Annotated in this window: 18 protein-coding genes; 11 read left to right on the top strand and 7 right to left on the bottom strand. The window is 32.7% G+C overall.

All coding sequences use genetic code 11. The features are described from left to right. Positions 1-155 precede the first annotated feature (155 nt). The 4 genes from ON07_RS17240 to ON07_RS12235 are packed head-to-tail and all read left to right on the top strand — an operon-like array spanning position 156 to position 4,663. Positions 156-932, top strand: coding sequence for a hypothetical protein (locus ON07_RS17240; RefSeq protein ID WP_237708922.1), 777 nt, complete (start codon positions 156-158; stop codon positions 930-932). Between the two features lie 3 nt (positions 933-935). Then, the gene (locus ON07_RS12245; RefSeq protein WP_010231908.1) at positions 936-2,084 is read left to right on the top strand and encodes a glycosyltransferase family 4 protein; all 1,149 of its coding nucleotides are present in this window, start codon (positions 936-938) and stop codon (positions 2,082-2,084) included. 25 nt (positions 2,085-2,109) lie between these two features. After that, the gene (locus tag ON07_RS12240; RefSeq protein WP_010231906.1) at positions 2,110-3,651 is read left to right on the top strand and encodes a glycosyltransferase family 2 protein; all 1,542 of its coding nucleotides are present in this window, start codon (positions 2,110-2,112) and stop codon (positions 3,649-3,651) included. Continuing rightward, positions 3,644-4,663, top strand: a complete 1,020-nt coding sequence (locus tag ON07_RS12235) for a glycosyltransferase family 2 protein (RefSeq protein ID WP_010231904.1) — start codon at positions 3,644-3,646, stop codon at positions 4,661-4,663. Before ON07_RS12240 ends, ON07_RS12235 begins: the two co-directional genes overlap by 8 nt. A gap of 8 nt (positions 4,664-4,671) precedes the next feature. Here the strand turns inward: ON07_RS12235 and ON07_RS12230 are convergent, their stop codons facing one another. After that, positions 4,672-5,424 carry a class I SAM-dependent methyltransferase gene (locus ON07_RS12230; protein WP_081483401.1) on the bottom strand — a complete coding sequence of 251 codons (753 nt, stop codon included), beginning with the start codon at positions 5,422-5,424 and terminating at the stop codon, positions 4,672-4,674. 265 nt (positions 5,425-5,689) lie between these two features. Here ON07_RS12230 and ON07_RS12225 point away from each other — a divergent pair, with 265 nt between their 5' ends. The 6 genes from ON07_RS12225 (at position 5,690) to ON07_RS15460 (ending at position 12,720) form a co-directional block, all read left to right on the top strand. Further along, positions 5,690-6,805 (top strand): glycosyltransferase family 4 protein, encoded by a 1,116-nt coding sequence (locus ON07_RS12225; protein ID WP_010231900.1) that lies wholly within the window; start codon positions 5,690-5,692, stop codon positions 6,803-6,805. Between the two features lie 29 nt (positions 6,806-6,834). Beyond that, positions 6,835-7,917 carry a glycosyltransferase gene (locus ON07_RS12220; RefSeq protein ID WP_010231899.1) on the top strand — a complete coding sequence of 361 codons (1,083 nt, stop codon included), beginning with the start codon at positions 6,835-6,837 and terminating at the stop codon, positions 7,915-7,917. 61 nt (positions 7,918-7,978) lie between these two features. Then, the gene (locus ON07_RS12215; protein WP_081483400.1) at positions 7,979-9,283 is read left to right on the top strand and encodes an O-antigen ligase family protein; all 1,305 of its coding nucleotides are present in this window, start codon (positions 7,979-7,981) and stop codon (positions 9,281-9,283) included. After that, positions 9,240-10,253 (top strand): glycosyltransferase family 4 protein, encoded by a 1,014-nt coding sequence (locus ON07_RS12210; protein ID WP_010231894.1) that lies wholly within the window; start codon positions 9,240-9,242, stop codon positions 10,251-10,253. Before ON07_RS12215 ends, ON07_RS12210 begins: the two co-directional genes overlap by 44 nt. Next, entirely contained in the window at positions 10,253-11,233 is a 981-nt protein-coding gene (locus ON07_RS12205) for a glycosyltransferase family 4 protein (RefSeq protein WP_010231892.1), read from the top strand. The genes ON07_RS12210 and ON07_RS12205 overlap by 1 nt, the downstream gene beginning before the upstream one ends. A gap of 281 nt (positions 11,234-11,514) precedes the next feature. Further along, complete coding sequence (locus tag ON07_RS15460; RefSeq protein ID WP_316928153.1) at positions 11,515-12,720, top strand: exopolysaccharide biosynthesis polyprenyl glycosylphosphotransferase; 1,206 nt, start codon at positions 11,515-11,517, stop codon at positions 12,718-12,720. A gap of 152 nt (positions 12,721-12,872) precedes the next feature. On the opposite strand, the gene lnt is transcribed toward ON07_RS15460, so the two are convergent. Then, on the bottom strand, positions 12,873-13,781 hold the full coding sequence (gene lnt, locus ON07_RS17975) for an apolipoprotein N-acyltransferase (protein ID WP_394330137.1): 909 nt from the start codon (positions 13,779-13,781) through the stop codon (positions 12,873-12,875). Continuing rightward, positions 13,756-14,460 carry a hypothetical protein gene (locus ON07_RS17970; RefSeq protein WP_394330134.1) on the bottom strand — a complete coding sequence of 235 codons (705 nt, stop codon included), beginning with the start codon at positions 14,458-14,460 and terminating at the stop codon, positions 13,756-13,758. The genes lnt and ON07_RS17970 overlap by 26 nt, the downstream gene beginning before the upstream one ends. Positions 14,461-14,638: 178 nt before the next feature. On the opposite strand from ON07_RS17970, the gene ON07_RS12190 reads away from it, so the two are divergent. After that, complete coding sequence (locus ON07_RS12190) at positions 14,639-15,418, top strand: CDP-alcohol phosphatidyltransferase family protein (protein ID WP_010231887.1); 780 nt, start codon at positions 14,639-14,641, stop codon at positions 15,416-15,418. 6 nt (positions 15,419-15,424) lie between these two features. Here ON07_RS12190 and lptB read toward each other — a convergent pair whose 3' ends face one another. From lptB to ON07_RS12170, 4 genes are read right to left on the bottom strand one after another with little or no spacing between them, the layout of a single operon-like run. Then, complete coding sequence (gene lptB / locus ON07_RS12185) at positions 15,425-16,165, bottom strand: LPS export ABC transporter ATP-binding protein (protein WP_010231884.1); 741 nt, start codon at positions 16,163-16,165, stop codon at positions 15,425-15,427. A gap of 55 nt (positions 16,166-16,220) precedes the next feature. Next, entirely contained in the window at positions 16,221-16,577 is a 357-nt protein-coding gene (locus ON07_RS12180) for a carboxymuconolactone decarboxylase family protein (protein WP_010231882.1), read from the bottom strand. Positions 16,578-16,581: 4 nt separating this feature from the next. Then, positions 16,582-17,430: a twin-arginine translocase subunit TatC gene (gene tatC, locus ON07_RS12175; RefSeq protein ID WP_010231880.1), complete on the bottom strand. Its 849-nt coding sequence runs from the start codon at positions 17,428-17,430 to the stop codon at positions 16,582-16,584. Beyond that, positions 17,430-18,395, bottom strand: a complete 966-nt coding sequence (locus ON07_RS12170) for a KpsF/GutQ family sugar-phosphate isomerase (protein WP_010231878.1) — start codon at positions 18,393-18,395, stop codon at positions 17,430-17,432. The genes tatC and ON07_RS12170 overlap by 1 nt, the downstream gene beginning before the upstream one ends. Positions 18,396-18,401: the final 6 nt, after the last annotated feature.

Raw genomic sequence — 18,401 nt, 5'->3', positions numbered from 1 at the left:
TTTTGTACCAGCCAAAGGCCAGTGACTGCAATAGCACCACTTACTGCAGCTCAAGATTTTAATATTCCAACCGCTTCCTTTATCTTTTCTTGGGATAACCTGTCAAAGGCAACTTTAGTGTAGAAGCAGATTACTATTTTGTCTGGAGTAAATATATGATGGATGAATTGGTTAAATATTATCCATATATAAATAATAGGAATATACATATAACAGGTACACCACAATTTGAAGCTCATTACGATGCCAGCCTACTTATAACTAAAGAAGATTTTTTTGAACAGCATAATTTAGATCTTCAGAAGAAATATGTTTGTTTTAGCGGAGATGATATTACTACATCACCAGATGATCCTCAATATTTAGAAGATCTGGCAAAAGCTGTTCAAACTTTAAATGCTAGAGGACTTGATTTAGGTATCATATTTAGAAGATGTCCTGTAGATTTTTCAGGGAGATATCAGACTATTGTTGATACATACCCTGAAATAATAAAAGAGATAAGTCCTTTGTGGGAGAAACAAGGCGATAGTTGGAATACCATTTTGCCAACCAAAGCAGATGTTGCCTTACAGGTAAATACTGTTCATCATAGCATCGCTTTGATCAATTTAGGTTCTACTATGGTGTTTGATGCAGTAACACATAACAAACCTTGTTTTTATATTAATTATGATGTAGAAAATAAAAACGTTGAAGATTGGAGTACAGAAAACATTTATAAATATGTTCATTTTAGATCAATGCCGTCCTCCAAATCTGTAATATGGTTGAATAGTAAGAGTGAGATTGCTAATAAAATTGCTAGCTTACTAAATAACGAAGATGAAGAAGTGACTGCAAATGTTAGGGCATGGTTTAGCGTAATTAATGAAGCTCCAGCAGATAAGGCTTCAGAACGTATTTGGAATTCAATTAATCTAATTTGTTAGAAGATGAATATTGCCTTTATAACTCCAGAATATCCTCATTCATTAACCAATAGTTCCGGAGGTTTGGGTACCAGTATTAAAAATCTCGCACACTCGCTGATACACCAAGGAGTGGAAGTAAGTGTTTTTATTTATGCTCAAGATCAAAACAAAAATTTCAAAGAAGACAAGATCAATTTTTATCTTATAAAACAAAAAATCTATAAATTTGGAGGCTTTTATTTTTACAGGAAATATCTTCAACAATACATCAATAAAAAAGTAAAGGAAAAATCTATAGATCTTTTAGAAGCTCCAGATTGGACCGGCATCACAGCTTTAATGAAGTTTAACTGTCCTTTAGTGATAAGATTGAATGGTTCTGATGGATATTTTTGTCATTTAGAAAATAGAGATCAAAAACCCAAAAATAGATTCTTTGAAAAAAGAGCTTTGCAAGCCGCAAATGCCATAGTTTCTGTAAGTGCTTTTACAGCAAAAGTAACATCTGAAATCTTTAAATTAGAGAATAAGATAACAGTCATTCCCAACAGTCTAGATCCAAATAATTTTATGCCATCAACCCTAAAGGTTGATGAAAACTTGTTGCTATATTTTGGCACTATAATTCGTAAAAAGGGAGTTTTAGAATTAGCTAGTATCTTTAATAAAGTAGTACAAGAGAAGCCAAATGCTAAACTTCTATTATTAGGAAAAGATGTGGTAGATGTTTTTGAAAACAAATCGACTTTAGAATTATTTATAACTTCGCTAAGTAAAGAAGCCAAATCTATGGTAGAACATTTACAAGAAGTAAATTATTCGGATGTTCAAAATCACGTAGCATCTGCTAAGGTGATAATACTTCCAAGTTTTGCGGAAGCATTACCAATGACTTGGTTAGAAGCTATGTCTATGGAAAAGGCTTTGGTAACATCCAATGTGGGATGGGCTCCAGAAGTAATGATTGATGGTAAAACTGGCTTTACCATAAATCCTAAAAATCATGTATCCTATGCAAGTATAATCGTTAAGTTAATGAATGATGATAACTTGAATAACCAAATGGGCAAAGCTGCTCGTAAGCAAGTATTATCTAAATTCTCAACAGATGTAGTTGTCTTGCAGAATATTGAATTTTATAGGAAAGTTATCTTACATTCTAAAGTTTAATCATTTTTGAATAGTATTCTAATTTATGATATTAATAGTCCATCAAAAAGCGAGTCATGTTCTGGAAGTAATTAAAGATGGAAAACCTTTAGATATAAAATTTAATTCTTGTGTTGAAGCCTTTTGGAATCTCTCCGAAAAATTTGAAAATGAAATAATTGCTTGGTGCGATGTAGCTCTTAAATCTCATATTGATTTATCAACTTGGGATAATGTGTTTCATCATGATCTTATCATGGCTTCCTATGGGGTAAATACTATGTATCTTCCTCAAAGCATAGGGTATATAGATCAATTACCTTTTGCTAATATTTTATCTGAATTGACATATGCTACTTGGAGAATGAGTAGTGATGTTGGCGGAATGAAAGGTGAGGTCATCCTAAAGTTTAAAGATCTTTTTGATAGTATTAATAACTTTGAATATTTAATCAACTCTATTGCTAAAATTGGACAACAAAATGGTCTTTTTTGTTATAGTGCACCAGATTTAATTAAATTAGGAAAAAGATCAAGTCTGGAATACACCGCTACAAAGAATGAACTTTTTTCTTTTGTATTTCAGCATTATAAAAGTTTTAGAGTGGTTGTTCTGTTTTGGTGTATTTTTAAATATGATAAGGAAGTTCCTTTGTTCTTTTTTATTGCATCTTTCTTTAGATCGAAATTTTTTAAGAAGAGGATAGATCTATCAGATATTTTTATTAATTCCAAAAGAATATTTACAAACTCCAATACTCTAGATGTTATAATTCCAACCATTGGGAGAACTCAACATCTTTTACAGGTTCTTGATGACCTAAAAAATCAAACTTTATTACCTAAGAGAGTCATCATAATAGAGCAGAATCAAGATCCAATTACACAGTCTGAGTTGACAGAAGGACTCAATCGCGAATTTCCATTTGAAATCATTCATAAGTTCATTCATCAAACAGGGGCTTGTAATGCTCGAAATATTGCTTTAAAGGAAATTAAAGCGGAATGGGTTTTCTTTTGTGATGATGATAACAGAATAGATAATGATCTTTTAAGAAGAGGTCTAGAGGAAATAAGAAAATATGGAGTGGAGGTTTTAAATACTGCCTATATCCAGACAGGAGAAAGTAGAATTTATGAAGATGTAAAACAATGGGGGACTTTTGGGGCAGGAAATGGAATTGCATTAACCAGTGCTGTAAAAGATATTAATTTTTCTATGGTATTTGAGCATAGCTATGGAGAGGATGTAGATTTTGGAATGCAGCTAAGATTGATTGGTAATGAGATTATGTACCATCCTAATTTAGAAATTATTCATTTAAAAGCCCCAATGGGAGGATTTAGAACAAAGCCTAAATTACCCTGGATTTCAGAAGAATATGCTCCAAAACCTTCTCCTGCATTACTGGCTTTAGCATTAAAATATTTTTCAAAACAACAATTATTAGGCTTTAAAACAGTACTTTTTTTAAAATTCTATGCTTCTCAAACTATAAAGAATCCTTTAAAATATTATAATAATATGCAGAAGAGATGGGAAACAAGTAATAGATGGGCCAATCATTTAATTAAAGAGAATGAATAATTTTTTACCGATGGAATTAGATTTTACGCTTATAGTTTGTACCTACCAACGTTCTAAAGCGTTGAGTAGGCTACTTGATTCTATCAAAATCCAAACACTTTATCCAGATCAGATCTTAATAATTGATGGTTCTTTAGATAATGAAACTGAATGTTTATTATCTAAAAATCAGATCACGAATTTAGAATATTATAAAGTAACTGAAGATAATAGAGGGCTTACCAAACAGAGAAATTTTGGTGTTAACAAGGTGAACCGTTCTACAGAAATTATATGCTTTCTAGATGATGACATTGTATTAACTACAGATTATTTTAAAAATTTAATTTCTACGTATAGTGCATATCCTTCAGCAATTGGAGTGGGGGGTTATATTAAAGATGAGGTAAAATGGTTTACATCTGAGCAACCAGCTCAATTTGATGAATACTCTATTGACGGATATATTCGAAAAATAGGTAACAGGAACTTATTTCGAAAGAAAATGAAGATGTTGAGTAATGATCCTCCGGGATATATGCCCGAATTTTCTAATGGGTTGTCAATTAGTTTTTTGCCTCCCTCTGGAAAAATCTATCCGGTGGAGTTTTTTATGGGTGGCGTTTCATCTTACAAAAAAAGTCTTTTCGATAATATGAGATTTTCTGATTATTTTATTGGATACGGTTTATATGAAGATATGGACTTTTGTCTAAGAGCATCTAAAAAAGGAAAATTATTTGTAAATACAAGTGCGCAACTATACCATTTACATGAAGAGGAGGGAAGGCCTAATCAGTTTAAATATGGGAAAATGGTACTAAGAAACGGTTGGTATGTTTGGCGTATTAAATACCCTAAGCCATCTATAGCTGCTATTATAAAATGGAATTACATAGCATTTGTTCTTACTCTTATTCGCTTGGGGAATGTAGTAACTACCTCTCAGAAAAAAGCTGCCTTTACAGAAGCCTTAGGAAGAGTTGCGGGTTGGTTTAGTTTGATTTATAATAAACCTAAGTTGAGAAATTAATTTAAATTCTATTTCTCTACAAAATAGATCCATTCATTCTCTAAAATCCCATATTTAAATCGATCGCGTTGAGATAAAGTATTCCAGTAATCTATAGCAGAAACTTTAAAACCTGCTGCTGCTAATCTATCTACGTAATCTTTTCCATATAATCTTACATGATCATCTTGGCCAAAAGCTTTTTCTCTTTCTATGGGGTCTGTAATACTAAAATCTTCGTAAGTTTCTGATAATTGTTTATCAATTGGAACTAAAAGAACAGCGTTTCCATCTTTTTTCAATACTCTAAATAGTTCGCTCATGGCTTTAGTATCATCAGGAATATGCTCTAGTACGTGATTACAAAATATAAAGTCAAACTTTTCGTCTTCAAATTGGAGGTCTGTTATATCTCCCTTTATTAAATCTGGACCATTTAGATAGTAATAATAATCTGGGTATAGATCTAAAGGGAAATATTCAATATGTTTTGAGTATTTAATCTTATCATAAATGCATTTTTCGGGTGCTACGTGAAGTAAATCGATTGTCTTAGAAGTTTCAAAAACTAAACCTTTCTCTTTTAGAAATAGGTAAATCATTCTATGTCTTTCAAGGCTTTTACAAACCGGGCATTGAGCATTGTGCCTTATAGATGCTCCAAAATCACCAAATGTTTTAAAGTAATTTTTGCAATATGGGCAGTAAACTCCTGAGAATTTATACCTGTAATTTAGTTTTCTTGTTATGAATTGTAGATTCTTATCTAAGATTTTTCGCATCTCCCGCCTTTTTTTGTAAGGCAAAATAGTATTGAGGAATTTTTTCACAAAGCAGTTTTGATTTAATTCATGAAGTTAAAACTTCAATTTATAGTATTCGAGAATTCTAATGTTAAAATATATTTAAGCTCAATATCACATTTAATTAGCATCTTTTAAAAGCTTATAAAACTAAAATTTAAAGTTAATGCAAGTAAATAGAAATGTGTTAATAATAAAAGTGTAAATTAATATCTTGCACTTCTCAAATTGCCGAAGAATAAAAATGAAAATAGCTGTAATTACACATATTCTGCATAAACAAAAGAATTGTGAATATTATTCTTACGAGCCCTACATAAGAGAGATGAATATATGGTTTAAATATGTTTCTGATGTGATTGTAGTTGCTCCATTATCTGGTAATTCAATTACAAGAATAGAATCAAAATATTTAAAAGAGACTATTAGCTTTAAGACAATCCCTCAAATTTCTTTCTTAAGTATTTTAATGACTTTAAAGAGTACCTTAAAGATGCCATTTATTGTTTTTAGAATTTTAAAAGCAATGAACGCTGCAGATCATATTCATTTAAGATGTCCGGGAAATATTGGGCTTGTTGGTTGTGTTTTGCAAATATTTTTTCCGAAGAAACCTAAGACAGTTAAATATGCAGGGAATTGGGATCCTAATGCAGAACAACCTTGGAGTTACAGATTGCAAAAGAAGATATTGAGTAATACTAGAATTAGTAAGAATATTAAAGTATTGGTTTACGGAGAATGGAAAGATCAATCAAAAAATATTATGCCGTTTTTTACGGCATCCTTTAGCAAAACGGATAAGATAAACTCAGTTAGAAAAATAAACACCCCCTATAAATTTGTATTTGTAGGTACCTTAAGCGAAGGTAAAAGGCCTTACTTTACAATCAAATTAATAGAAAATCTTTTGCAGAAGGGAATTCCTGTCACCTTAGAAATGTACGGTAATGGTATAATGAAACAAGTGTTAGAAGAATATATTAGTATTAATAATTTAGATCCATTTATTAAGTTAATGGGAAATCAAAATTTATGTAAAGTAAAAGAGGCTTATTGTAATTCACATTTTTTGATCTTGGCTTCAAAATCTGAGGGTTGGCCAAAGGCAATTGCTGAGGCTATGTATTTTGGATGTATCCCAATTGCTACCAATATTTCTTGTGTAGATTGGATGTTGGATTACGGTAAAAGGGGCATTTTAATAAAGCCTAATGTTGAAAGTGCAACAAGAACGATTGAGGATAAATTATCTGATACATTAAAACTTCAAGAAATGTCGAAAAGCGCTATGGAATGGTCTCAGAGATATACCTTGGAATGTTTTGGTGACGCAATAGAGAGTATATTTAAAGCATAGATAATGTTCTTGAAAAAGCCTATAAAGCGATGAAAGTTCTCCAATTAATAGATTCTTTAAGATTAGGAGGGGCAGAAAAAATGTCGGTTTCCTATGCAAATGCTTTGGCAAAAAGAGTGGATGGTTCGTATTTGTGCAGTACCCGTTTAGAGGGCTCATTAAAAGAAGAATTAGATAGAAGGATTAATTATTTGTTTTTAAATAAAAAGAGCAGTTTAGATAAAAATGCCATCTTTAAATTAAAGAATTTTATAAAAAAGAATAATATAGATATAGTACAAGCGCATGGGGGTTCTTATTTCATTGCGTGCTTAGTTAAAATGGTATGGCCAAATTTTAAGCTTGTTTGGCATATACATAACGGTGCAAGTGAGAAAATGAATTTATTTGAACTTAATATTCTAAAATTTCTTTCTCGCTTTTTTGATGGTATTATATCTGTTAATATAACTTTGAGTAATTGGGCAGAAGAGAATTTGAATTGTAAACATATTATTGATTTACCAAATTTTGTTTTGAATAATTCTTCCACAGCTATAGGAGATTTAATTTTAAAGGGGGACAGAGATGCATTTAAAATAATATGTGTTGCGAATTTAAGACCAGAAAAAGATTACTCTAATCTTATAAAAGCTTTTAATGAATTTGCTATAAATAAGAATGTTAGTTTGCACATTATAGGAAATGATATAGACTCCAGCTATTCTAAAAAAATACTGAAAGAGTTGGAGAATTCAGAATTTACAAATAAGATGTTTTACTATGGGTCTCGTACAAATGTGAGCCTAGTGCTTAAACAGGCTAATTTAGGAGTGATTTCTTCTCGGTCAGAAGGTTTGCCAGTGGCACTTCTGGAGTATGGTTCAGCAGGTCTCTATGTAGTTTCTACAGATGTAGGGGAGTGTAAAAATGTAATTAAAAATAATGGAATTGTCGTAAATAAAGAAGATCCCATCTCATTATCTAAAGCATTTAATACTTACTACTCTAATATAGAATTAGCAAAAACTGATGCATTGAAATTCCATAATGATATCAATGAAAATTATTCGCCAAGTGCAGTAGTTTCAAAATTAATTTCGTTCTATAATACAATCCTAATAACTAATTAATTAAGCTATAAAAAGTTTTACAAACATTGGTTACCTGCAGATATTAGTTGCTCATATTTTTATGGGATACTTGGTCTATGCATATAGGCCATCTGCCTCATTTCTATTACTTGGAACCATGTTTTTCTTCATTTTCTATATAATACTAAATGAAAATAAGAACAATGAAGCCCTAATGGCTGCGGCATATATTGCTGGAGCAGAAGTCTTCTATAGAATGAATGGTGCCATGGTTTTCTATGAAACTGGTAAATACAGTGTAATTCTATTTCTTCTTATAGGAATGTTCTATAAAGGAACTTCCGCTAAATCAATTCCATTTTGGATCTATCTTTTAATCTTAATCCCGGGTATAGTGATGGCTTCCATAACCTTAGATTACGACGTCGTTTTTAGGAAAGCTATTGCCTTTAACTTAAGCGGTCCAGTTTGTTTGGGTGTATCAGCATTATATTGTTATTATAAAAAGATTTCTAAAAATCAATTTCAAACCATAATTATTATGCTATTATTACCATTGATAGCAAATATGGCTTACCTTTTTATTTTCACTCCTACGATTGGTGAAGCATTGAGAAGTGGAACTAATTCTAATTATGTAGCCTCTGGTGGATACGGTCCTAATCAAATTTCAACAGTTATGGGTTTGGGGGCATTTTTGCTTTGCACAAGATTATTCGTAGTTAAAAATAAGTTGGTAAATATAGTTGACCTAATATTAATGTTAATGATGATTTTTAGGGCTATAGTTACCTTTTCTAGAGGAGGAGTTATAACTGCTTTATTTTGTGTTTTATGTTTTGTGATTATATTTTACTATAAGAGAAATAGATTCGAAAAAGTAAAACTGCTCAACAAATTTTTTATTTTAATAATAAGTGTTGTATCGCTATGGAGCTATACTGCACTAAGTACGGAAGGACTAATTACTTATAGATATACGAATAGAGATTCAGCTGGAAAATTGGAAGATGATATAACAACTGGCAGGGCTGAATTAGTTGAAACAGAATTGTTTGGATTTATTAATAATCCAGTTTTAGGTGTGGGTGTTGGAAAAGCTAAAGAAATTCGATCTGAAGAAGCGGGTGTAGAAACTGCTTCTCACAATGAAATAAGTCGCTTATTATCGGAACATGGAATGTTTGGAATGATTGCCTTACTTATTCTTATATTTGTCCCGATAATATTTTGGACTAAGTTTAAAAACAATTATTACTTTTTAGCATTTATGGCATTCTGGTTTTTAACTATAAACCATTCTGCTATGAGAATTGCCCTGCCGGCCTTTGTTTATGGGTTGGCTTTATTATATATCGTTGATGAGAAAAAAGCTCCTGTACATAGGAAACGACTTAGCCATTAATAGCTTTACTGCTACCTATATCTCCTTTTTTAGTAAAGTGCTAAAGAAGGAAGGATATACTGTGAGGACTGCTTCCAACAAAAATAATAAAGCACTGCGATTGGTAGAAATGCTCGGGATGATTGTAAAGCATCATAAATCTACAGATATAGTGCTAATAGACACTTACGGGGCTCTAAACTTCTATTATGCATATCTCGTAGCTAAAGCTTGCCAGTTCTATAAGTTGGATTATATACCTATTCTTCATGGGGGTAATTTACCTACAAGATTAGAAGAGTCTACAGAGCTTAGTAACTCCTTATTTGGAAAAGCAAAAATGAATGTAGCACCGTCAGAATTTCTTTTTAGAATATTTAATAGTGCGGGATTCAATAATTTGAAAATTATACCCAACGCAATCGAATTGAGTAAATTTCCTTTTAAAGAACGTAAAATTTTTGCTCCAAAAATGCTTTGGGTAAGACGTTTTCAGGGAAGATATAATCCTATGATGGCTATTAAGGTTTTAGAGCAACTTAAAAAAGACTATCCTTTAGCAGAACTTTGTATGATTGGGCCAGAAAAAGATGGCTCACTTCAAAAATGTCAAGCCTATGCTGAAAAGAATGGTTTAAACGTGATCTTCACAGGGAAACTGAAGAAAAAAGAATGGGCTAAGGTGTCTGAAGAATACGATATTTTCCTTAATTCTACCAATATCGATAACACCCCAATAAGTGTAATTGAAGCAATGGCACTTGGATTAGCAATTGTATCTACTGATGTTGGAGGAATGAAAGATTTAATCACTCACAACGAAGATGGAATTTTAGTTCCATGGAAAGATGAAAGCTCTATGGTGTTGGCAGTTAAATCGCTGCTAGAAGATCAGGAGAGAACTGCTCGAATGACTTTAAGCGCACTTGAGAAAGTATCCAATTTCGATTGGGAGAAGATTAAGAATAATTGGAATGAATTGCTTAATTAATGGCTCAATCTATTTTATATATAGGTAATAAACTTTCAGACCCCAAAGCCAATCCAACTTCCCATAAATCGCTCGTAAAGGGATTACAGTCTGAAGGTGTACATGTATATTCTGCTTCTGGAATGAAAAACAAATATCTGAGATTGGCAGATATGATCTTTACATTTCTTATAAACTTCAGCAAATTTAAAATTGTTTTAATCGATGTGTATAGCACTCAAAATTTTTGGTATGCTATAATTATAGCTAGGTTTTCAAGACTTTTCAACAAGAAATACATCCCTATTTTACACGGAGGAGATCTTAAGAATCGCTTTGAAAATTCTACGTATGCAACCACTAAATTATTAGAGAACGCATATCATATAGTTTCACCTTCGCAATACTATAAAAATGAAGTGATCAACTTGGGCTATCATAAGGTCGATCATATTCCCAATCCGATTTTTATTAAAAACTATACTTTCAAAAAGCGAAATCAATTTGAGCCGAAACTGCTTTGGGTTAGGGCTTTTAATGAAATCTACAACCCGTTGATGGCAATCAAGGCATTGGAAATAATTTTAATAAAATATCCATCTGCGGAATTATGTATGGTTGGACCCGATAAAGATGGTAGCCTGGAAACTTGTAAGAAATATGCCAAAAGTAAGGACCTTCCTGTAGTCTTCACTGGAAAGCTCAAAAAAAAGGATTGGACTTATCTCGCATCGAATTTCGATATATTTTTAAACACTTCGAATATAGATAATAGCCCACTTAGTGTTATAGAAGCAATGGCTCTTGGATTACCCGTGATTACGACCAACGTAGGGGGAATGCCTTATTTAATTGAGCATTGGATAGATGGAATTCTTATAGATAAACAAGCTCCGGAACAAATTGCTACTTGGGTAGATTGGATACTTCAAAATCCAGATCAAACTAGGCAAATTGTTATAAGAGCACAGAAAAAAAGTACTGAATTTCGATTGGGATAATATTAAAAACGATTGGAATGAATTACTAGCCTGAAAATTTTTATATTTAGATTCAATTCAACACGAACCTAACCTTCCCCTATAGAATATGGCTCAGAAATCTATAATTCATTTTGATATTTCAGAACGAAAAGTTTTGTTGCGATTAATGGATATTTTCTGTGTACTCTTTACATTAAGTATTGTTAGTGTGATATTTAGATTTGATTATTTTAGGATAACTCCAGATTATTGGGGTTGGACAGTAATTTTGATAGGTTATCTAGTACTTTTTTTCGACTATATTTGAATTATATGATCTTCAAAAAGCAAGTAGGTTCGAAATTGTTTTAAAAAATGTTATTTTAACCGTATCTGTTACTGTACTTTTCTTCATGCTTACGCCTTTTTATTCTCCTAGTCTACCGGAAAACAGACTGCAAATTCTATTCTTCTTTTTATCTATGGTGAGCGCATTGTTGCTTTGGAGGTATGCCTATATTACTCTAATTTCCTCTCCGAGATTTTACAAAAAAGCATTACTAATTGGAGATGTTTCGGAACTTAGATTAATGGTGGAGGCATTGCAAAAATCAGATCCTAATTATGTGATTGCAGGCTATATTAATACAGGTAAAAAAGACGGCGACTTCGATTATGAAAAACTGCAAAAGTTTGAAGCCACAAATTTAAAACATATTGTTGATGATCAGCATATTAATGAAATAGTGGTTGCCAGTTCTAAAGTAAAATCTAAGGAGGTTACTGCGTCTCTATTAAAAGATCTGAATAGTTTATTAATTCAAGGTTTTCCTATTAAAGATTATACACAGGTGTATGAGAATTTAACATATCGTGTTCCAGTACAACACATTGGTAAAGATTTCTATAAGTTCTTTCTTTTTAGCCGGAGTAATCATAATAAATTTTATCTTTTTTCACTTCGTTTTTTCGATGTCTTATTTTCAGTGATAGGATTGCTATTTTGCATATTGCTGACCCCTGTAGTTTTTATAATTAATTTTTTTTCTAATAGAGGAAGTTTGTTTTACACACAAGCGCGAGTCGGTAAGAATGCCAAGAATTTTAGAATAGTAAAATTTAGAACTATGCTGGAAGATGCTGAAATTAATGGGCCGCAATGGGCAGAGAAAAATGACTATAGGATCACATCTTTCGGAAAGTTCCTTAGGAGGACCAGATTAGATGAGATTCCTCAATTTTATAATATTTTAGTGGGAGATATGAGTATTATTGGGCCCAGACCAGAGAGACCAGTATTTGTTAAAGAATTGTCTGAGAAGTTACCTTTTTATAAGACCAGACATATTGTGAAGCCAGGTCTTACAGGCTGGGCGCAAGTTAAAGCTAATTATGGTTCTAGTTATATAGATAGTTTAGAGAAGTTGCAATATGACCTTTATTACATCAAACATCGAGGTTTGTTTTTAGACCTTAATATTCTTATTAAAACGTTTAGCACCATTCTTTTCTTTAGAGGGCAGTAGTTAAAATCACACATTTCGACAGGCTCAACTTGACAATCATAGAATTTTTCAAGTTATCGTCACCCTTAACTTGTTTCATGGTCTCTTTTGGAGTTCTTCATTATTTCAGTGTTAAGATGCTGAAATAAGTTCAGCATGACTATCTAGATTAATTATCGACTCCGCTTATATTTTATGATACAAAATAAGAATAAGAATAAAGCGAGAAACTGAGCAATCCTTGCAATGTAATCTCCGTGCTTTACATAGAAGGTTTGCTTATTATTCACAGTGATTTTACTTTTTATGCTTCCCTGTTTCTCATAACCCAAACTTTTAGTAACCTGTCCTGTTTCATCTATAAATGCTGAAATTCCTGTATTAGCACTTCTAACTACAGATTTTCTTGTTTCTACCGCTCGCAAGCTTGCATAACTCAAATGCTGTTTATGGCCTTGCGTATTATCCCACCAAGCATCATTTGTAATGATTGTAAGAAAATTAGCCCCGTTCTTTACATATCCTGTTACATATTCACCGTAAACAGATTCATAACAAATAATTGGAGCTGTAGCTTCTGAGTTATTCAATCTGAAAACCTCTCTGTCTTCTTGCGTGGTTTTCATTGCAACGGTTCCACCAAGATCAATCATAATATTTCCAAGCAATGGTTTCAGAATGTTTTGATATGGAAAGTTTTCGACTCCGACAACTAATTTCGATTTATGATATAATTCGGGCTTGCTATCGGAATTCAGAAAGAAAGCAGAATTATAGTCGTTGTACCAATCGTTTGGTCCAATATAATTACTTTGTTTTCCCGCTTTCACAGGATCTTTAAACCTATCAAACATGGAAATTCCGCTTAAGAAATTTAAATTTGGATGGTTGCTTATTAGTTGATTACCAAAGTAAATAGCTTCTGAACGTTGAAATTGTGGCAATGCTGTTCCATCTGCAAACACAGTTTCCGGAGCTACCAATAAATCAGTATTTTTTGTAACTAAAGAATCGCTTAGCTTCAATAGTAATTCTCCAATTCTAGTATCGGTAGTATTATATTTTTCTGTGTAAGGATTTATATTTGGTTGAAGAATTACCGCTTCTATTTTTTTTGTTGCCTTCAGTATAATTAGCTAAAATTATATAGGAAATAGTAATAGGAAGAAAAATTATTAAACTGATTTTTACAATACTTCGAACCAAAATCTCTTTTGCCCGGTGTTCCCTATAGAGTAATATGAATTTAAAAACAGCCATATTTACTACCCATATCCATAAAGTTCCACCGAAAGTCCCTGTGTATTCGTACCACTGAACCCAGTTTATATAATTTGAAAATCCATTTCCTAGATTTAACCAAGGCCAGGAAAAATCCCAGTTTAAATGCAATTTTTCAAAAACTATCCACAAACAGATCAGAAAAGCAGAGGAAGCCTTGAAGTTTGTTCTTTTGGCAACTATGTGGTAGAGTAAGAACACCAAGGCCATTAAAAGGGAATTCACTAGAATGGCAAATGCTCCCCCAAATGGAGTCGAAAAATATAGCCAATAGGTCGTAATAAGATTCCACAAAAAGAAAGATAAATAGCTATATCCTAATACCTTCAATTTTAAAAATTTAACACCAGCTGTTCTTAGTTTGTATTCAACATATAATAGCGGTATAAAACCAAAAAATAATAAAAGAGGAAGACCATATGTGGGCCATGCGAAGGCAAGCAGTAATCCGGATAGGATTGCAAAAAAAAGGTTTTTCATAAAATTCAAATCTATTCAAAAATAGGAAAGACTTTTATATTGCACTGCCGATTAGTGAAAATCTTGATTAATTTGAATAGCTATTTTTAATGATTTGGAATAGTTATCTATAATTGCGTTAATTTTAGAATCTTTTAATTTCAAATAATTACTTTAGAACCCTGAAAGAAAAATAAACATGGCCTTAAAAAGACACATTCCTAATATAATTACCGGTTTAAATATGTTATGCGGAACATTAGCCGCAATATTTGCAGTTCAAGGCAACCTAATTATGGCTGCTTTGTTTGTAGGATTAGGAATCTTTTTTGACTTTTTTGATGGTTTGGCTGCTAGAGCACTTAATGTTAAAAGCGAAGTTGGTTTACAGTTGGATTCTTTGGCAGATATGATTACCAGCGGATTAGTACCAGGGATTGTAATGTATCAGTTATTCTTGCGGGCACTCCCCGGAACTAAGGATCCAACAGCAGATAGTTGGAGTGCCGATGCTGCCAGTACTTGGTTGGAATGGAATATTCCATTTTTAGCAGTTCTAGGTTTGTTTATTGTTTTAGCTTCGGGATATAGATTAGCAAAATTTAATGTGGACGATCGGCAAACAGATTCTTTTATTGGACTACCAACTCCCGCTAATGCTATGTTGATCTTGAGTTTGCCTCTAATTTTGGTATATCAACCACATCCAATTGCCGTTTCACTAATTTTAAATGAATGGTTTTTGGTAGGACTTACAATTTTTAGTTGTTATATCTTAAACGCAGAAATTCCCTTATTTGCTTTAAAGTTTTCCGATTGGTCGTTCAATAAAAATAAGTTGAGATATTTTTTTATAGCCTTTTGTTTGATAATGATAATCATTTTTCAGTTTATCGCTATCCCGCTTATTATAGCTAGTTATGTGTTGCTATCGATAATTTCAAATAAAAGTGAAGCTAAAAAGACAAAACTAGCTTAAGAACTTCTAGTCAAATATTTTCTTCTTTCTAAGTTCAAAATTCTGACCGAGATATACTTTTCTAACCATTTCGTCTTCAGCCAATTCCTCGGGCATTCCATGTTTAAGGATGTTTCCTTCAAACATAAGATAGGTTCTATCTGTAATAGCTAAGGTTTCCTGTACATTATGGTCTGTAATAAGAATTCCTATATTTTTATTTTTTAACTGTGCTACAATTCGTTGAATATCTTCTACAGCAACGGGATCTACTCCGGCGAATGGCTCATCTAAAAGAATAAAATTAGGATCTGTTGCTAAAGCACGAGCAATTTCTGTTCTCCTGCGCTCACCACCACTCAATAAATCTCCTCTACTTTTTCTGATGTGTCCAAGTCCGAATTCTTCAATTAAAGATTCCATCTTTAAATGCCGCTCTTTCTTGGATAATTTTGTGAGTTCTAAAACACTCATAATATTATCCTCAATACTTAGTTTTCTGAATACCGAAGCTTCCTGGGCTAAATAACCAATTCCATATTGAGCTCGTTTATACATAGGGAACTTAGTGATGTTTTCATTATCCAGATATATGCTTCCTCCGTTTGGTTTTATCAAGCCTACGATCATATAAAAAGAAGTGGTCTTCCCGGCACCATTTGGGCCTAATAAACCCACAATTTCCCCTTGATTTACCTCCACAGTAATCCCTTTCACCACTTTTCGGCCTTTATACGATTTTACTAAACTTTCGGCTTTTAACTTCATGGGATTAATTCTTAACTAGGTTATTTTTTATATCGGGAGGTAAAGGAAATAAAGATTAGGCTTTATCTGAAACAGTTTCCAACTCATCCCAATACTCATAAGCTCTTCTTAAATGTGGGATAACAATGGTTCCTCCAACTAAAGTCGCGATACTTAAAGCTTCCATAACTTCTTCCTTGCTTAATCCAACTTTATAGGATGTTTCCAAATGGTATTTCACACAGTCATCACACCTTAAAACGGTAGAGGCAACTAGGCCTAATAATTCTTTGGTCTTCACGTCCAGAGCTCCAGGCGCAAATGCATTGGTGTCCAGATTAAATATTCGTTTTATGATCTTATTATTATCTCCTAAGATCCTATCGTTCATGCGCTCTCTATATGCATTGAACTCTTCAACTTGATTTGTCATTCTATTATTTTCTAGCTAATTTATTTTTATTCTCTTGTTCTTCTCTTAAAAGTCTCTTGTACACTATTTTGGAAATAACTATACTTATTTCATATAAAATTAAAACCGGTATTGCTACTATTATCTGACTCACAATATCTGGCGGAGTTATAATTGCTGAAAGCACTAGAACTCCAATCAATGCATATTTTCTATATTTTCTTAAGAAGTCTGGCGTAAGTACTCCAACCTTGGTTAAAAAGAAAATCACAATCGGTAGCTCAAATATTAGACCACTGGCAATAACTGAAGCTCTTACGAGGCTTATATAACTATCTAAGTCGAATTCATTTAAAACAACTTCACTTACTTGATATTTTCCTAAAAAGTTGATTGATAACGGAGTAATAACATAATATCCAAAAAGTACTCCTGTAAAGAATAAAAGCGATGAGATAAATATAAAACCTCTGGCATTTTTTCGTTCGTTATCTTTCATGGCGGGAGCAACAAATTTCCAGAATTCATAAATTACATAAGGAAACGCAATTACAAATCCTGCGGTGATTGCTACCCAAATATGAGCAGAGAATTGCCCGCCCATCGTTCTACTCTGGATTCCAAATGGCATAACATTATTACAAAATCCACCATCTACGCCAAACCATGTTGTAATCTTACAAAGAATGTCGTAAGTCCAGAAATCGGTTTGGCTAGGTCCAAAAAGAAGCACATCAAATATGAAACCTTTAGCTATAAAGGCTAATGTTGCAGCGATTAGGACGGCTAAAGTAGATCGTATTAAATGCCATCTTAAATCTTCCAAATGATCCAGAAAAGACATTTCTTCTTCCGGCTTGCTAACTTTTCCCATTATATAATTCCTTCTCGTATTAAGTTGTGAATATGCACAATTCCGGCATATTTTCCATCTTCAACGGCAATAAGTTGAGAGATTTTATTTTTTTCTAATATTGCCAGTGCCTCCACGGCCATCATATCTTGAGCAACCGTTTTTGGGTTTTTGCTCATGATATCTAAAGCTGTAAGATGTATAAAAGCATCATTATTTCTAAGCATCCTACGAATGTCACCGTCAGTAACAATCCCAATAACCTTTTCATCTTCTATCACGGCTGTTGCTCCAAGCATTTTTTCGGAAATCTCGATAATTACATCTCTAACATTGGTTTGAGGTGTTACTTGCGGTAATTGATTTTGAGCAGTGATATCGCTAACACGTAAATATAGCTTCTTTCCTAAAGCCCCACCTGGATGATATTTTGCAAAATCTTTACTCGTAAATCCTCTTAATTTTAATAAACAAACTGCTAAAGCATCTCCTAATACCAATTGTGCAGTGGTACTAGTGGTAGGTGCCAAATTATTTGGACAAGCTTCCATTTCTATATACGCATTTAAGACAAAATCAGATTGCTGGCCTAAAAAAGAATCTTTATTTCCTGTAATTGCAATAAGCTTATTGTTGAAATTTTTAATCAGAGGAACCAGTACTTTAATTTCTGGCGTATTTCCGCTTTTTGAGATACAAATAACGACATCATCTGTTAAGATAGTTCCCAAATCCCCATGAATGGCATCTGCTGCATGCATGAATACGGCCGGAGTACCCGTAGAGTTAAGGGTTGCAACTATTTTATTTGCGATAATTGCACTTTTACCTATTCCTGTAATAATTACCCTACCTTTCGAGTTATAGATACATTCAACAGCATCAGAGAAATCCTTGTCTATCAGATTTTCGAGGTTTGCAATTGCTTTTGCTTCAATGGAAATGGTGTCTTTGGCAACAGAAAGGATTTTCTCTTCTAGTTTCAAATTTGT

The organism is Gillisia marina, from assembly GCF_000258765.1.
GTDB lineage: Bacteria > Bacteroidota > Bacteroidia > Flavobacteriales > Flavobacteriaceae > Gillisia > Gillisia marina.
This window is presented reverse-complemented; position numbering and strand designations above follow the sequence as displayed.

Coding starts and splice junctions, on each gene's coding strand:
- ON07_RS17240 (WP_237708922.1), top strand. CDS start 156: ATGATGGATGAATTGGTTAAATATTATCCATATATAAATAATAGGAAT.
- ON07_RS12245 (WP_010231908.1), top strand. CDS start 936: ATGAATATTGCCTTTATAACTCCAGAATATCCTCATTCATTAACCAAT.
- ON07_RS12240 (WP_010231906.1), top strand. CDS start 2,110: ATGATATTAATAGTCCATCAAAAAGCGAGTCATGTTCTGGAAGTAATT.
- ON07_RS12235 (WP_010231904.1), top strand. CDS start 3,644: ATGAATAATTTTTTACCGATGGAATTAGATTTTACGCTTATAGTTTGT.
- ON07_RS12230 (WP_081483401.1), bottom strand. CDS start 5,424: ATGCGAAAAATCTTAGATAAGAATCTACAATTCATAACAAGAAAACTA.
- ON07_RS12225 (WP_010231900.1), top strand. CDS start 5,690: ATGAAAATAGCTGTAATTACACATATTCTGCATAAACAAAAGAATTGT.
- ON07_RS12220 (WP_010231899.1), top strand. CDS start 6,835: ATGAAAGTTCTCCAATTAATAGATTCTTTAAGATTAGGAGGGGCAGAA.
- ON07_RS12215 (WP_081483400.1), top strand. CDS start 7,979: ATGGGATACTTGGTCTATGCATATAGGCCATCTGCCTCATTTCTATTA.
- ON07_RS12210 (WP_010231894.1), top strand. CDS start 9,240: ATGAGAAAAAAGCTCCTGTACATAGGAAACGACTTAGCCATTAATAGC.
- ON07_RS12205 (WP_010231892.1), top strand. CDS start 10,253: ATGGCTCAATCTATTTTATATATAGGTAATAAACTTTCAGACCCCAAA.
- ON07_RS17970 (WP_394330134.1), bottom strand. CDS start 14,460: ATGAAAAACCTTTTTTTTGCAATCCTATCCGGATTACTGCTTGCCTTC.
- ON07_RS12190 (WP_010231887.1), top strand. CDS start 14,639: ATGGCCTTAAAAAGACACATTCCTAATATAATTACCGGTTTAAATATG.
- lptB (WP_010231884.1), bottom strand. CDS start 16,165: ATGAAGTTAAAAGCCGAAAGTTTAGTAAAATCGTATAAAGGCCGAAAA.
- ON07_RS12180 (WP_010231882.1), bottom strand. CDS start 16,577: ATGACAAATCAAGTTGAAGAGTTCAATGCATATAGAGAGCGCATGAAC.
- tatC (WP_010231880.1), bottom strand. CDS start 17,430: ATGGGAAAAGTTAGCAAGCCGGAAGAAGAAATGTCTTTTCTGGATCAT.